Here is a 14,694-nt window from a genome sequence, read left to right as displayed (position 1 = left end):
CGAACGAGTAGCAATAGATGAGTCTGAACCTGGTAAGTGAACATTTGCTCGCAGCGAACGGCCTGAGCCATCAGGACCTGTTCTCCATTCTTGGTCAACTGACCGAACGCCGCCTCGACTACGGCGATCTCTATTTCCAGTCGAGCTATCACGAATCCTGGGTTTTAGAAGACAGCATCATTAAAGATGGCTCTTATAACATTGACCAGGGCGTCGGCGTGCGCGCCGTCAGCGGCGAAAAAACCGGTTTTGCCTATGCAGACCAGATAAGCCTGGCCGCGCTGGAGCAGAGCGCGCAGGCGGCGCGAACCATTGTGCGCGATACGGGCGACGGACGGGTGAAAACGCTGGGTGAAGTGCAGCACGCTGCGCTCTATACCAGCATCGACCCGCTGCAAAGCATGAGCCGTGAAGAGAAGCTGGACATCCTTCGTCGCGTGGACAAAGTGGCTCGCGCGGCGGATAAACGCGTGCAGGAAGTCTCTGCCAGCCTGACCGGGGTTTATGAACTGATCCTGGTGGCAGCGACGGACGGTACCCTGGCGGCGGATGTTCGCCCGCTGGTGCGTCTCTCTATCAGCGTGCAGGTTGAAGACGACGGCAAGCGCGAGCGCGGCTCCAGCGGTGGCGGTGGTCGTTTTGGTTATGACTGGTTCCTGGGTGATGTCGACGGCGAAGCCCGTGCGGATGCATGGGCAAAAGAAGCCGTGCGCATGGCGCTGGTCAACCTGTCTGCCGTGGCTGCACCAGCCGGTACGTTGCCGGTGGTACTGGGCGCAGGCTGGCCGGGCGTGCTGCTGCACGAAGCGGTCGGTCACGGCCTGGAAGGTGATTTCAACCGTCGCGGGACGTCCGTATTCAGCGGTCAGATGGGGCAGCTTGTCTCCTCAGAGCTGTGTACCGTGGTGGATGATGGCACCATGCTCGACCGTCGCGGCTCGATTTCTATCGACGATGAAGGTACGCCGGGTCAGTACAACGTGCTGATCGAAAACGGCGTACTGAAAGGCTACATGCAGGACAAGCTTAACGCGCGCCTGATGGGCGTTGCGCCGACGGGTAACGGCCGTCGTGAATCCTACGCACATCTGCCGATGCCGCGCATGACCAATACTTACATGCTGCCGGGCCAGTCCACGCCGCAGGAGATTATCGAATCCGTTGATTACGGTATCTTCGCGCCAAACTTTGGCGGCGGTCAGGTGGATATCACCTCCGGCAAATTTGTCTTCTCTACCTCAGAGGCGTATCTGATTGAGAAGGGCAAAGTGACCAAAGCGGTGAAGGGCGCAACCCTGATTGGCTCCGGCATTGAGGCCATGCAGCAGATTTCCATGGTCGGTAACGACCTGAAACTGGATAACGGCGTGGGCGTTTGCGGCAAAGAGGGCCAGAGCCTGCCTGTGGGCGTCGGTCAGCCTACGCTGAAAGTGGATAATCTGACGGTGGGCGGCACGGCGTAAATTTTCCCCCGCACCCAACCCTCTCCCCAACGGGGAGAGGGGAAAAGCCTACTCTTTCCTTCTACCTCGCATGCCCTGAAACAGCTCCGCCACTTCCACAAAATAGTCCGTCAGATAGTTAATACAGACCTGCACCTTCAGCGGCAGCTTGTCCTTTTCGGTATAGAGCGCGTACACCGGACGTGGATCGGACTGGTAACGCGGGAAGAGGATCTCCAGTACGCCGCTGTTGATCTCATTGATCACCCACATCAGCGGTACGTAGGCGATCCCGGCTCCGGCCACCAGCCAGCGTGAGATGGTCATCGGATCGTTGGTCACGAAGCGGCCTTCAGGCAGCAGTTTAGTGGAAAGCCCTTCCGGCGCGATCAGTTCAAATTCGTTATCTGGCCGAACGCTGTATTCCAGCCACGAGTGGTTGCTCAGGTCGGCAGGTTTTTCCGGCACGCCATACTGTGCCAGATAGCTTTTCGACGCGCAGACCACCATCGGCATGCTGCCCAGTCGACGCGAGAACAGGCTCGAGTCCTGCAACGCGCCAACGCGGATCACCACGTCTAACCCATCGGCAATCAGGTCCGGTGCCGGAATGCCCGTTACCAGATTAACGGTTAAACCGGGATACTCTTTCAGCATTTCCGCCGTCATGGCAGCGAGAACATTTTGTGCCATAGTTGAAGAACAACCGATACGCAGCGTGCCGATAGGCGTGTTGTTAAAGGCATAGAGCTGCTCGTGAACATCCTGCACCTCATGCAGCATTCGACGGCAGCCCTGATAGTAAATTTTACCCGCTTCCGTCAGCCCGATGCTGCGGGTGCTGCGGTTGAGCAGCTTCACCTGGAGCTCATCTTCCAGTTTTGACACTGTCTGGCTAATGGATGAGACGCTCATTTGTAGCTGACGTGCTGCGGCGGTAAAAGAGCCTTGCTCAACCACTTTCGCAAAGACGGACATGCGTTTTAGACGTTCCATTATTCACTCTGGCTTAAAAGTGATTTAGATCACATATGATAGATAACAGCATAACAGTTACGTTAATATATTATTAATTACATAACGGCTGCGCCACTCTCGCCCGGCAATTCTTGCTCTCCTGCGGCGGCGCGAGCTTAAAAATCCAGTAACCTGCACTCTCTTTAATCAAGGTCAACATGAGTCTGTTTCCCGTTATCGTGGTGTTCGGTTTGTCGTTCCCACCGATATTTTTCGAGCTTCTTTTATCACTGGCGATCTTCTGGCTGGTGCGCAAGGTGCTGGTCCCTACCGGGATTTATGATTTCGTCTGGCATCCTGCATTGTTCAATACCGCGCTGTATTGCTGCCTGTTCTATTTAATATCGCGCATGTTTGTCTGAGGTTGATGTGAAAACGCTAACAAGAAAAATCTCCCGCACTGCCATCACTATGGCGCTGGTCATCCTGGCGTTCATCGCTATTTTTCGCGCCTGGGTTTATTACACCGAATCCCCGTGGACGCGCGATGCGCGTTTCAGCGCGGAGGTGGTCGCGATAGCGCCCGATGTCGCCGGTCTCATTACGGCGGTCAACGTCCACGATAACCAACTGGTGAAAAAAGATCAGGTGCTGTTCACCATCGACCAGCCGCGCTATCAAAAAGCGCTGGAAGAAGCGGAAGCCGACGTGGCGTATTACAACGCGCTGGCCGCTGAAAAACGCCGTGAAGCAGGTCGCCGTAACAAGCTGGGCATCCAGGCTATGTCCCGGGAAGAGATTGACCAGTCTAATAACGTGCTGCAAACCGTGCTGCATCAGCTGGCAAAAGCGCAGGCGACGCGCGATCTGGCGAAGCTCGATCTGGAACGTACCGTTATCCGCGCGCCGTCCGATGGCTGGGTGACCAACCTCAACGTCTATGCGGGTGAGTTTATCACGCGCGGCTCAACTGCCGTGGCGCTGGTGAAACAGAACTCCTTCTACGTCCTCGCCTATATGGAAGAGACCAAGCTGGAAGGCGTGCGTCCGGGCTATCGCGCCGAAATCACGCCGCTCGGCAGCAACCGGGTCCTGAAGGGAACCGTGGACAGCGTGGCCGCGGGGGTGACCAACTCCAGCAGTACCAATGATACAAAAGGGATGGCGACCGTCGATTCTAACCTCGAGTGGGTTCGCCTGGCGCAGCGCGTACCGGTACGCATTCGTCTGGATGAGCAGCAGAGCAACCTCTGGCCCGCAGGCACCACCGCGACGGTGGTGATCACGGGTGAAAAAGACCGTGATGCCAGCCAGGATTCTATCTTCCGTCAAATCGCCCATCGCCTGCGCGAGTTTGGTTGATCGCTATGGGCATTTTTTCCATCGCCAGCCAGCACATCCGCTTCGCCGTGAAGCTGGCATGCGCCATTGTGCTGGCGCTGTTTGTTGGCTTCCATTTCCAGCTTGAAACACCGCGCTGGGCCGTTCTGACCGCCGCGATCGTCGCCGCCGGTCCTGCCTTCGCGGCGGGTGGCGAACCTTACTCCGGGGCAATTCGCTATCGCGGGATGCTGCGTATTATCGGCACCTTTATCGGCTGTATCGCCGCTCTGACCATTATCATCCTGATGATCCGTACGCCGCTGCTGATGCTGATTGTGTGCTGTATCTGGGCGGGTTTTTGCACCTGGGTCTCTTCGCTGGTGAAGGTGGAGAACTCGTACGCCTGGGGTCTGGCGGGGTATACCGCGCTGATTATTATCATCACCATTCAGAGTGAACCGCTGCTTGCTCCGCAGTTCGCCGTCGAACGTTGTAGCGAGATTGTCATTGGTATCGTCTGCGCGATTGTCGCAGATCTGCTCTTCTCTCCGCGATCCATCAAGCAGGAAGTCGATCGTGAGCTGGACGCGCTGATTGTTGCTCAGTACCAGCTTATGCAGCTGTGCATTAAGCACGGCGACAGCGAAGAGGTCGACAAGGCCTGGAGCGCGCTGGTGCGCCGCACGCAGGCGCTGGAAGGGATGCGCAGTAATCTCAACATGGAGTCTTCCCGCTGGGAGCGGGCCAATCGTCGTCTGAAAGCGATCAATACCGTCTCGTTAACGCTGATCACCCAGGCGTGTGAAACCTACCTGATTCAGAACACCCGCCCCGAAGTGGTAACGGATACTTTCCGCGAACTGTTTGATGAGCCCGTGGAGACGGTGCAGGACGTGCATCGACAGCTTAAACGCATGCGTCGTGTGATTGCCTGGACAGGAGAACGGGATACGCCAGTCACCATTTATACCTGGGTTGGCGCCGCAACGCGCTACCTGCTCCTGAAACGCGGCGTGATTAGCAACACCAAAATCAGTGCGGCGGAAGAAGAGGTGTTACAGGGCGAAGTGGTGATCAAACCGGAGTCCGCCGAGCGCCACCATGCGATGGTTAACTTCTGGCGTACCACCCTGGCCTGTATACTCGGCACGCTGTTCTGGCTGTGGACCGGCTGGACGTCCGGCAGCGGCGCGATGGTTATGATTGCCGTCGTCACCGCGCTGGCGATGCGTCTGCCCAACCCGCGCATGGTCGCTATCGATTTTCTGTACGGCACCATTGCGGCGTTACCCATTGGTGCGCTCTACTTCCTGGTGATTATTCCCTCGACGCAGCAAAGCATGCTTTTGCTCTGCATCAGCCTGGCGGTGATGGCGTTCTTTATCGGGATTGAGGTACAAAAACGCCGTCTGGGATCGTTAGGTGCGCTGGCGAGCACGATTAACATCATCGTGCTGGATAACCCGATGACCTTCCATTTCAGCCAGTTCCTGGATAGCGCATTAGGTCAGCTGGTGGGCTGTTTCCTGGCGATGATGGTGATCCTGCTGGTGCGGGATAACTCTCAGGCGCGGACAGGGCGTGTGCTGCTGAATCAGTTTGTGTCGGCCGCCGTATCGTCATTGACTACCAACACCGCGCGGCGCAAGGAGAACCACCTGCCGGCGCTCTATCAACAGCTGTTCCTGTTGCTGAATAAATTCCCGGGCGATGTCGCCCGCTTCCGCCTGGCGTTAACCATGATTATCGCGCACCAGCGTCTGCGGAACGCGCCAGTGCCGATCAACGACGATTTGTCCGCCTACCACCGCCAGCTACGGCGAACGGCGGACCATGTGATATCGGCATCCAGTGATGACAAACGTCGCCGCTACTTTAAGCAACTGCTGGAGGAGCTGGATATCTACCAGGAGAAACTGCGGATCTGGGAAGCGCCGCCGCAGGTTACCGAGCCGGTAGAGCGGCTGGTGTTTATGCTGCACCGCTACCAGAATGCGCTGACAGACAGCTAACGAAGAGAAAACCGACGCCAAAAGCGTCGGTTTTTTTGTGGCTATACTTATTCTTGCAGGTTCAAACATTCAGGAAGGGAGGACACATGACAACCCAGGCTCTTCAGGACAGTATTCTTTTTCAGACCGGGTATCTGGTCAACGGTATCTGGAAAACACTCGACACCACGTTTGATGTGCTAAACCCGGCCACGGGCGAGGTGGTCGCGAAAGTGGCGAAAGCAGGGAAAGCCGAAACCGAAGAGGCCATTGCGGCCGCGACGAAGGCCTTTCCCGCATGGCGCGCAAAAACGGCAAAAGAGCGCTCCACGATCCTCTATCGCTGGTATGAACTGATTATCGAGAATAAAAGCTGGCTCGGGCGACTGATGACTACCGAGCAGGGCAAGCCGCTGAAAGAGGCTGAAGGTGAGGTGGACTACGCTGCCAGCTTCATTCAGTGGTTTGCGGAGCAGGCTAAGCGCGCCAACGGTGAAATCATTCCTCCGGTTAAACCCGGCTCCCGTATTCTGGCCACTCGTGAACCTGTCGGGGTGGTTGCTGCTATCACGCCATGGAATTTCCCGATGGCCATGCTCACCCGTAAGCTCGGCCCGGCGCTGGCAGCAGGATGTACCGGCGTCATCAAGCCTGCAAACAACACGCCGCTGAGCGCCTTTGCGCTGCTGACGCTGGCGAAGCAGGCCGGTGTGCCGGATGGTGTGCTGAATGCGGTCGCGGGGAGCACCTCAGAAATTAGTGACGCCATTATGGCCAGCCATGACGTGCGCAAAATCTCGTTTACCGGATCAACCGCCGTCGGGAAAACGCTGGTTCGCAATTCCGCAGAGACCATGAAAAAGGTATCGATGGAGCTGGGCGGTAATGCGCCATATATCGTTTTCGAGGACGCGGATATTGAGGCCGCCGTCAAAGGCGCGATTGCCAATAAGTTCCGTAACGCCGGGCAGGTCTGCGTCAGCGTAAACCGTTTCTATATTCAGGAGACGGTCTATGACAAGTTTGTCAATCAACTTGCCGATGCGGTGAAGGCGCTGAAGGTGGGTAACGGTCTGGACGAGGGCGTCGTTGTCGGCCCGCTGATTGAGCCTTCGGCTGTCGAAAAAGTCCGTGAGCACGTCGAAGATGCGGTAGCGAAGGGCGCCACGGTGCTGGCTGGGGGTAAACCGCACGAACTTGGCGGCAATTTCTGGATGCCAACCGTACTCGGTGACTGCCATGAAGGCATGAAGCTGGCAGAAGAGGAGACCTTTGGTCCCGTTGCCGCCTGCTTCCGCTTCACGTCGGAAGACGAAGTGGTTATGCGCGCTAACAATACGCCTTATGGGCTGGCAGCCTACTTTTATACCCAGAATCTCTCGCGCGTGTTCCGCGTCTCGCAGGCCATTGAGAGCGGCATGATCGGAATTAACGAATGTGCTGTCTCGACCGAACTGGGTCCGTTTGGGGGCGTAAAAGAGTCCGGGCTGGGCCGCGAAGGTTCCGTGCTGGGGCTGGAGGAGTTTCTGGAAGTCAAAACCCTGCATATCGGGGGATTATAATAGACAGGGCGGCATTTGCCGCCCGCCTGTACCGGGTGGCTGGCAATGAAAATTTATACCTTTGATTTTGACGAAATTGAGAGTCAGGAAGACTTCTATCGCGAGTTTATTCGGGCGTTCGACCTGGAGCGGGGCAGCGTAAGCAATCTTGATATGCTGTGGGATGTGGTTACCGGCGATCGTCTGCCGTTACCGCTGGAAATTGAATTTACCCATCTGCCTGAAAAACTACGCAGACGCTTTGGCGCATTGATTTTATTGTTTGATGAAGCGGAGGAGGAGCTGGAAGGGCAACTGCGTTTCAACGTGCGCCAGTGATAAAAAAGCCCCTGACCGGGAGGTCAGGGGCAAGTCGTATGATGAGATACGACGAGGGTTTATTTGTACAGTTCTGCGGTAGCGTGCCAGTGGTCGCCACTGCGCGCTTCGATGATGCGATAGGATGACGCACCCTGTTCTTCCGCTTTTTTGTTCAGCATTTCGTGCATGTCCATCGGAGACGTACCGATGGCGCCAACAGAAACAGTCCCGATAGCCTGACGGGATTGTGCCTGTTCAGCATTGATGGTGTCGGCTGCAAACGCACCGAATGACAGGACTGACAGTACGCTCAGGGCAGCTACAGTGGTTTTAATTTTCATGATTATTTACCTCGTCAATTATTTTACTGGGGTCTTTGTTCTGTGACCCTCATCACAAAATCAAGTATACACTAATCACGCAAAAAATTAATACCAGGCTAATGGTTTCGTCTGTTATTACGCGTTAAAAAATTCATTTTTTATAACGAGAATGCATAAAAAAGGGCGTCACAATGCGAGGTTTGTGGTTTTTTCTTATTTAAATCAAAGGGGTATGGTAATTTGATTTTTTGTGCGATTTTGCGGCAGATCATTCACTGAATGAATGTTAACAGGCGGTAAAAAGCACTATTTGCAAAAGTAGCAGGCAGAGAAAAGCAGGGTAAAACGCGGTAAAAGCAGAATGATCCCCGCAGCCAGGCGCTACGGGGCAGACAATTACAGCTCCTGTTCGAACAGGACCAGAATCGCTTCGTAGAGGTCTTTCACCGAGAAACCATTTGCCGGGGTGGTAAAAATGGTGTCATCGCCGGCGATGGTCCCGAGGATCCCCTCTGCTTTACCCAGCGAGTCCAGCAGGCGGGCAATCAGCTGGGCTGCGCCCGGGCTGGTGTGGATCACGACCACGGCATCGTTATAGTCGATGTCCAGAACCAGGTTTTTCAGCGGGCTGGAGGTCGTTGGCACGCCAAGTTCAGCAGGCAGGCAATAAACCATTTCCATTTTGGCGTTGCGCGTACGCACCGCACCAAACTTGGTTAACATGCGAGAGACCTTCGACTGGTTGATGTTGTCGAAGCCTTGTTCCTGCAACGCCTGAACAATTTCTCCCTGAGAACTGAATTTCTCTTCTTTGAGTAGCGCTTTAAACGCCTTCACTAATTCTTCTTGCTTAGACGAGCTTCGCATAAGTCACCCGGAATATGACGATAGAAACAACATTATTATGCATGTGGATGAATTTTTATGCAAATTATCTACCTGGCACCAGGCTGAAATAATGTTATGAAAGGGAGAGATTTTATCAGATTTCGTTATCGGAAAACATGCCTGGGTCACGCCGCGCAAATAAGCTTAAAAGTAAATTAAATGTTATCAAAATGATGTTGTTTTGGTGGCGTGGCAGGGTGTATTGTAACCCCCTCTTAATTCGTTGTTGCCTGCATCCCGATAGTATTCAGGTGAAGGCGAAAGACGTGCGACCTCAAATTCTTTAGCGATGAAAATTGTAATTAATGACGTGCTGAATTATGGTCGCCGCAACGGAGTTACAGATACTTAAGTTAACCATAATAAGGAGTTTAGGATGAAAGTCGCAGTCCTCGGCGCTGCTGGTGGTATCGGCCAGGCGCTTGCCCTACTACTGAAAACCCAACTGCCTTCAGGCTCAGAACTCTCCCTGTACGATATTGCTCCGGTAACCCCAGGTGTGGCGGTTGACCTGAGCCACATCCCGACAGCTGTGAAAATCAAAGGCTTCTCCGGTGAAGATGCGCGTCCTGCGTTGCAGGGTGCCGACGTGGTGCTGATCTCCGCGGGTGTTGCGCGTAAACCGGGTATGGATCGTTCAGACCTGTTCAACGTCAACGCGGGCATCGTGAAAAACCTGGTTCAGCAGATCGCTGAAACCTGCCCGAAAGCGTGCATCGGGATCATCACCAACCCGGTGAACACCACCGTTGCTATCGCAGCAGAAGTGCTGAAGAAAGCGGGCGTTTACGACAAGAACAAACTGTTCGGCGTAACTACGCTGGATATCATCCGCTCCAATACCTTCGTGGCTGAGCTGAAAGGCAAGCAGCCAACGGAAGTGGAAGTGCCGGTTATCGGCGGTCACTCTGGCGTGACCATCCTGCCTCTGCTGTCGCAGATCCCGGGCGTGAGCTTCACCGAGCAGGAAGTGGCTGATCTGACCAAACGTATTCAGAACGCAGGCACCGAAGTGGTGGAAGCGAAGGCGGGTGGCGGTTCTGCAACCCTGTCTATGGGCCAGGCGGCGGCACGTTTCGGCCTGTCTCTGGTTCGCGCGTTGCAGGGCGAAAAAGGCGTTGTTGAATGCGCCTATGTTGAAGGCGACGGTGAACACGCGCGCTTCTTCTCTCAGCCGCTGCTGCTGGGTAAAAACGGTGTTGAAGAGCGTAAGTCTATCGGCACGCTGAGCGCGTTTGAGCAAAACGCGATGGAAGGCATGCTGGATACGCTGAAGAAAGACATTACGCTGGGCGAAGAATTCGTTAACAAGTGATCTTATCCCGGTAAAAAAACGGAGCGTTAAGCTCCGTTTTTTATGCCCGTCAGTTAGTGGCCGGGTATTCCTGGATGGTGACCTGAATCGTCAGCTTCTTGTCATTACGCATGACTTCAACAGGGATGATGGAGCCCGGGCGAATCTCAGCCACCTGGTCCATGGTTTCCAGCGCAGAGACCGCTGGCGTACCGTTGACGGAAAGGATAACGTCGTTCACCTGGATACCTGCGTTGGCCGCCGGGCCGCCAGGCGCCACTTCGTTGACCACAATCCCCTGGATCTGATCGATACCACCGCCCTGCGTATGCATCGGCGCGATTTCACGCCCGCCAATACCGATGTAGCCACGGATCACGCGGCCATCACGGATCAGCTTGTCCATGATCTTGGTCGCCAGCTGGAACGGAATAGCAAAGCCAATCCCTTCCGGCGTTTCGCCGTCGTTGCTCTTGTCGAATGAGAGGGTGTTAATGCCCATCAGTTCGCCGAGAGAGTTCACCAGCGCACCGCCGGAGTTACCGTGGTTGATCGAGGCATCGGTTTGCAGGAAGTTCTGTCGCCCTGACGGGTTCAGGCCGATTCGACCGGTCGCGCTGATGATCCCCTGAGTGATGGTCTGGCCCAGGTTGTACGGGTTACCGATCGCCAGCACCACATCGCCGATGTGCGGCGTGCGTTTGCGATTAATCGGGATAGTCGGCAGACCGCCCGTGGCGTTGATCTTCAGCACCGCCAGGTCGGTAAGGCTGTCCGACCCCACCAGCAGGGCTTCAAACACGCGGCCATCCTGTAAGGCGACGATAATCTGGTCGGCATCGTTAATGACGTGTTTATTGGTGATGATGTAGCCCCGGTCATCCATGATCACGCCGGAACCGAGCGTGCGGATCTCCAGCTGGTTATGAGCGGAACTGTTAAGCCCGCGGTTATAGACGTTAACCACGGCGGGGGCGGCACGGCGTACCGCCTGATTGTACGTCGCAGGCGTTTCATCCGTGCTGTCGAACTGAGGAGCCGACAGTTTGTTGAACTGGCGTAAAGATGGCATAGCCACCAGCAGCAGACCGGCAACGATCAAACCAATGACAATTGAACGAAAGAGCTTTAAAAGCATGATGCGTGTGTCGTTAAAAAAGGAACGGTTTGCAGCATAACATGAGTTATCCGGACATCACACGCAGCGGCGATGTCCGGAGTCGCAAATGGTTAACGCAGTAAAATGTAGAGGGTGTCGTTGCCTCGGATAATTTGCAGGGCAATGACCGCCGGTTTACTCTCCAGCACCTTACGCATTTCGGCAATAGACTGCACGCGAGTGCGGTTCACGCCCACGATCACGTCGTCCTGATGTAAACCTGCCTGCGCGGCCGGGCTGCTCTTCTCAACGGTAGTGACGGTAATGCCTTTCGTGCCGTTTTTAAGCTGACCGTCGCTCAGCGTAGCGCCCTGTAGAGCAGGGGAGATCTGTTCTGCGCTGGCGGAAGAGGAGGTGCTCTTGTCCAGCGTCACTTCCACGGTCAGCGGTTTGCCCTCACGGATCAGGCCCAGCTTCACTTTAGCGCCCGGCTCCGTGGTGGCAATACGTGATCGTAATTCAGCGAAGCTGCTCAGCGGTTTATCGTTCAGGCTGACAATAATGTCGCCGGATTTCACGCCCGCTTTCGCAGAGCCTGAATTGGGAAGCACTTCGCTGACAAACGCCCCGCGCTGGACGTTGAGCTTAAAGGCTTTGGCGATATCGGCGCTCATCTCCATGCCTTTGATGCCCAGCAGACCGCGCTTAACCTCGCCAAACTGAATCAGCTGTTGAGATAGGGTTTTCGCCATGTTACTCGGAATGGCAAAACCAATCCCGATGCTGCCGCCGCCTGGCGCGAGGATAGCGGTGTTGATGCCGATCAGCTCGCCGTTCAGATTAAGCAGCGCACCGCCGGAGTTGCCCCGGTTGATGGAGGCATCGGTCTGGATGAAGTTTTCCAGCCCTTCGAGATTCAGGCCGCTGCGCCCCAGGGCGGAGACAATCCCGGAGGTGGCGGTCTGGCCTAAACCGAACGGGTTACCGACCGCGACGGCAAAATCACCGACGCGCAGCTTATCGGAATCTGCAATGGCGATCTGGGTCAGGTTGCTGGGGTTTTGCACCTGTAGCAGGGCGATATCACTCTGATCGTCACCGCCGATCAGTTTGGCGTCAAACTCCCGACCATCGTTCAGCTGAACGCTGATTTTATCGGCCTGGCTGATCACGTGGTTATTGGTCAGGATATAGCCCTTAGCCGCGTCGATAATCACCCCTGAGCCCAGGCCTTCAAACGGCTGAGCCTGCTGATCCGGCGCGTCTTCGCCAAAATATTTCTTCAGCTCTTCAGGAATACGCTGGCTTTGGCGTGCCGTCCCTTCCACCTGAACGCTGACTACCGCAGGCAGGACTTTTTCAAGCATCGGCGCAAGGCTGGGAATGGCTTCTTGTCCAGGCACCTGCGAAGGCAGTGCCGCACTGGCGGGGAAGGACGCCGAGAGAGATAACCCGACACTTAACGCTAAGGCGCTCAACAGCTGGTTTTTTTTCTTCATTGATGCTGACTCTCGTATCCTGGAATGAAAAAGAACGGCCCCAAAAACATCTTGATGTTATTGAATTTTCAACCGCTTAACAATGAGGTGTTTGACTAAATAATAGCTGGGGACGGGAAGAAAGGATGGGCGCATAAGGTGCGCCCGTAAAATTTATTCAGGTTGTGCGATTAATCGCGTTTTACGCCACCGCGCAGCAGGCCGGACGCGCCGTCTGAATAGTCGCGTGGCATCTGAACCGGAGCCTGATCGTTACCGGCTTCAGAATCAGCCAGACGATTGCGGAAGGGGTTGGTCTCCGCGGTCATTTCCGGCAGCAGGCTGCTGGAGCTTTTCGCCATGTGCTGGTAGAGCTGGCGATAATCTGTCGCCATGTTGTCCAGCAGCTCAGCGCTACGGGCAAAGTGGCTGACCAGCTCTTCGCGATATTCTTCCAGTTCGGCTTTGTTCTTTTCCAGTTCGTATTGCAGTGACTGCTGCTGACGCAATTTGCGGTTACCGAAACGCATGGCCACAGCACCAATGATGATGCCGACGACTAAACCGATTAGCGCATATTCCCAGGTCATGAACTTCTCCCGTTGTCTTGTTGTTCCGTAGGGTGTTGGCTCGGCTCCTGCCTGTGCCTGATTATGCCACTATAACCGCTATTTCCGCAGAAGTGGAATCCTGACGTATCATCGCGTAGTGTAGAACGGCCTTTTTTTCATCAGCCACGCGCGCTGGTGAGGTTTAACTAAAGGAATAACAACAACATCATGCAAAACCTGTCCCCTTCATCGCGTTACCAACTGGCCCTGAGCGAGGGCACACACCAGCCGGATGATGTCCAGCGTGAAGCGGTTAACCGCCTGGACACGATTTATCAGGAACTTCTGGCGAAACCCGCCGATGCGGTGCAGAGCAGTGGGCTGAAGGCGGCATTCGGCCGTTTACTGGGCAAAAAAGAGCCCACGGTGAACGCACCGGTTCGTGGCTTATATATGTGGGGCGGCGTTGGGCGGGGTAAGACCTGGCTGATGGACATGTTCTACCAGAGCCTGCCCGGCACGCGTAAGCAGCGCCTGCACTTTCACCGTTTTATGCTGCGGGTCCATGAAGAGCTGACGGCGCTCCAGGGCGAAACCGACCCGCTGGACATTGTGGCCGATCGCTTTAAGGCGGAAACGGACGTGCTCTGCTTCGACGAGTTCTTTGTTTCCGATATTACGGATGCCATGCTGTTGGGGGGCCTCATGAAAGCGCTGTTTGCGCGTGGGATCACTCTGGTGGCGACCTCCAATATCCCGCCGGATGAGCTTTATCGCAATGGTCTCCAGCGGGCGCGTTTCCTGCCGGCCATTGATGCTATCAAACAGCACTGCGATATCATGAACGTCGATGCCGGCGTCGATTATCGACTGCGCACATTAACGCAGGCACACCTGTGGCTTTCGCCGTTGAACGCCGACACAGCCCGCGAGATGGATAAACTGTGGCTGGCGCTGGCGGGAGCGCCGCGGGATAACGCGCCAGCGCTGGAGATTAATCATCGTCCGTTGCCGACGCTTGGCGTAGAAAACCAGACGCTGGCCGTCTCGTTTGCAACGCTCTGCGTGGACGCCCGCAGCCAGCATGACTACATTGCGCTTTCGCGTCTGTTCCATACCGTTATGTTGTGGGATGTGCCCGTTATGACCCCACTCATGGAGAGCGAAGCGCGCCGCTTCATCGCGCTGGTAGATGAGTTTTACGAGCGCCACGTTAAGCTGGTGGTCAGCGCCGAGGTGCCTTTATATGAGGTTTATCAGGGCGAGCGCCTGAAGTTTGAGTTCCAGCGCTGCCTGTCGCGCCTGCAAGAGATGCAGAGCGAAGAGTACCTCAAGCGTGAGCATATGCCATAATAAATGCTCCCCTCTCCCCGTGGGAGAGGGGCTGGGGGTGAGGGCACCAGACCGCACAATACCTGACCCCGAAAAACCCATTCCAAATCACATTTAAGGGTCGATCTTTGACCTCAACTTCTCTATAATCTTG

General features: G+C 55.4%; 14 protein-coding genes. 8 read left to right on the top strand and 6 right to left on the bottom strand.

The annotated features are described in order from the left end of the window. Positions 1-17: 17 nt before the first annotated feature. Positions 18-1,463 carry a metalloprotease TldD gene (gene tldD, locus L379_RS02735; RefSeq protein WP_017382710.1) on the top strand — a complete coding sequence of 482 codons (1,446 nt, stop codon included), beginning with the start codon at positions 18-20 and terminating at the stop codon, positions 1,461-1,463. Positions 1,464-1,511: 48 nt separating this feature from the next. Here tldD and aaeR read toward each other — a convergent pair whose 3' ends face one another. Further along, positions 1,512-2,438, bottom strand: coding sequence for an HTH-type transcriptional activator AaeR (gene aaeR, locus L379_RS02740; protein ID WP_003860415.1), 927 nt, complete (start codon positions 2,436-2,438; stop codon positions 1,512-1,514). A 179-nt stretch (positions 2,439-2,617) separates the two neighbouring features. Between aaeR and aaeX the strand changes: the two genes are divergently transcribed. The 5 genes from aaeX to L379_RS02765 all read left to right on the top strand — a co-directional run bounded on the left by aaeX (position 2,618) and on the right by L379_RS02765 (position 7,593). Continuing rightward, positions 2,618-2,821: a p-hydroxybenzoic acid efflux pump operon protein AaeX gene (aaeX, locus tag L379_RS02745; RefSeq protein WP_003860416.1), complete on the top strand. Its 204-nt coding sequence runs from the start codon at positions 2,618-2,620 to the stop codon at positions 2,819-2,821. Between the two features lie 7 nt (positions 2,822-2,828). Continuing rightward, positions 2,829-3,761 (top strand): p-hydroxybenzoic acid efflux pump subunit AaeA, encoded by a 933-nt coding sequence (gene aaeA, locus L379_RS02750; protein WP_017382713.1) that lies wholly within the window; start codon positions 2,829-2,831, stop codon positions 3,759-3,761. A 5-nt stretch (positions 3,762-3,766) separates the two neighbouring features. After that, complete coding sequence (gene aaeB / locus L379_RS02755; protein WP_015572008.1) at positions 3,767-5,734, top strand: p-hydroxybenzoic acid efflux pump subunit AaeB; 1,968 nt, start codon at positions 3,767-3,769, stop codon at positions 5,732-5,734. 86 nt (positions 5,735-5,820) lie between these two features. After that, complete coding sequence (locus L379_RS02760; protein ID WP_017382714.1) at positions 5,821-7,275, top strand: NAD-dependent succinate-semialdehyde dehydrogenase; 1,455 nt, start codon at positions 5,821-5,823, stop codon at positions 7,273-7,275. Between the two features lie 45 nt (positions 7,276-7,320). Continuing rightward, positions 7,321-7,593, top strand: coding sequence for a barstar family protein (locus L379_RS02765; RefSeq protein WP_003860424.1), 273 nt, complete (start codon positions 7,321-7,323; stop codon positions 7,591-7,593). Between the two features lie 59 nt (positions 7,594-7,652). On the opposite strand, the gene yhcN is transcribed toward L379_RS02765, so the two are convergent. Beyond that, positions 7,653-7,916, bottom strand: coding sequence for a peroxide/acid stress response protein YhcN (gene yhcN / locus L379_RS02770; RefSeq protein ID WP_006812160.1), 264 nt, complete (start codon positions 7,914-7,916; stop codon positions 7,653-7,655). A 378-nt stretch (positions 7,917-8,294) separates the two neighbouring features. Further along, entirely contained in the window at positions 8,295-8,765 is a 471-nt protein-coding gene (gene argR, locus L379_RS02775; protein WP_003860428.1) for a transcriptional regulator ArgR, read from the bottom strand. Between the two features lie 397 nt (positions 8,766-9,162). On the opposite strand from argR, the gene mdh reads away from it, so the two are divergent. Then, positions 9,163-10,101, top strand: a complete 939-nt coding sequence (gene mdh / locus L379_RS02780; RefSeq protein WP_003860429.1) for a malate dehydrogenase — start codon at positions 9,163-9,165, stop codon at positions 10,099-10,101. A gap of 49 nt (positions 10,102-10,150) precedes the next feature. On the opposite strand, the gene degS is transcribed toward mdh, so the two are convergent. The 3 genes from degS to zapG all read right to left on the bottom strand — a co-directional run bounded on the left by degS (position 10,151) and on the right by zapG (position 13,247). Then, positions 10,151-11,218: an outer membrane-stress sensor serine endopeptidase DegS gene (gene degS / locus L379_RS02785; RefSeq protein WP_003860430.1), complete on the bottom strand. Its 1,068-nt coding sequence runs from the start codon at positions 11,216-11,218 to the stop codon at positions 10,151-10,153. Between the two features lie 92 nt (positions 11,219-11,310). Then, entirely contained in the window at positions 11,311-12,678 is a 1,368-nt protein-coding gene (degQ, locus tag L379_RS02790; protein ID WP_015572006.1) for a serine endoprotease DegQ, read from the bottom strand. Between the two features lie 170 nt (positions 12,679-12,848). Continuing rightward, positions 12,849-13,247, bottom strand: a complete 399-nt coding sequence (gene zapG, locus L379_RS02795) for a Z-ring associated protein ZapG (RefSeq protein ID WP_003860432.1) — start codon at positions 13,245-13,247, stop codon at positions 12,849-12,851. 189 nt (positions 13,248-13,436) lie between these two features. Between zapG and zapE the strand changes: the two genes are divergently transcribed. Further along, on the top strand, positions 13,437-14,561 hold the full coding sequence (gene zapE, locus L379_RS02800; protein ID WP_017693899.1) for a cell division protein ZapE: 1,125 nt from the start codon (positions 13,437-13,439) through the stop codon (positions 14,559-14,561). The last annotated feature ends 133 nt before the right edge of the window (positions 14,562-14,694 follow it).

Source organism: Enterobacter sp. MGH 33 (assembly GCF_000534535.1).
GTDB lineage: Bacteria > Pseudomonadota > Gammaproteobacteria > Enterobacterales > Enterobacteriaceae > Enterobacter > Enterobacter hormaechei_C.
The sequence above is the reverse complement of the archived record's forward strand: the minus strand, read 5'-3'. Positions and strand labels throughout refer to the sequence as shown.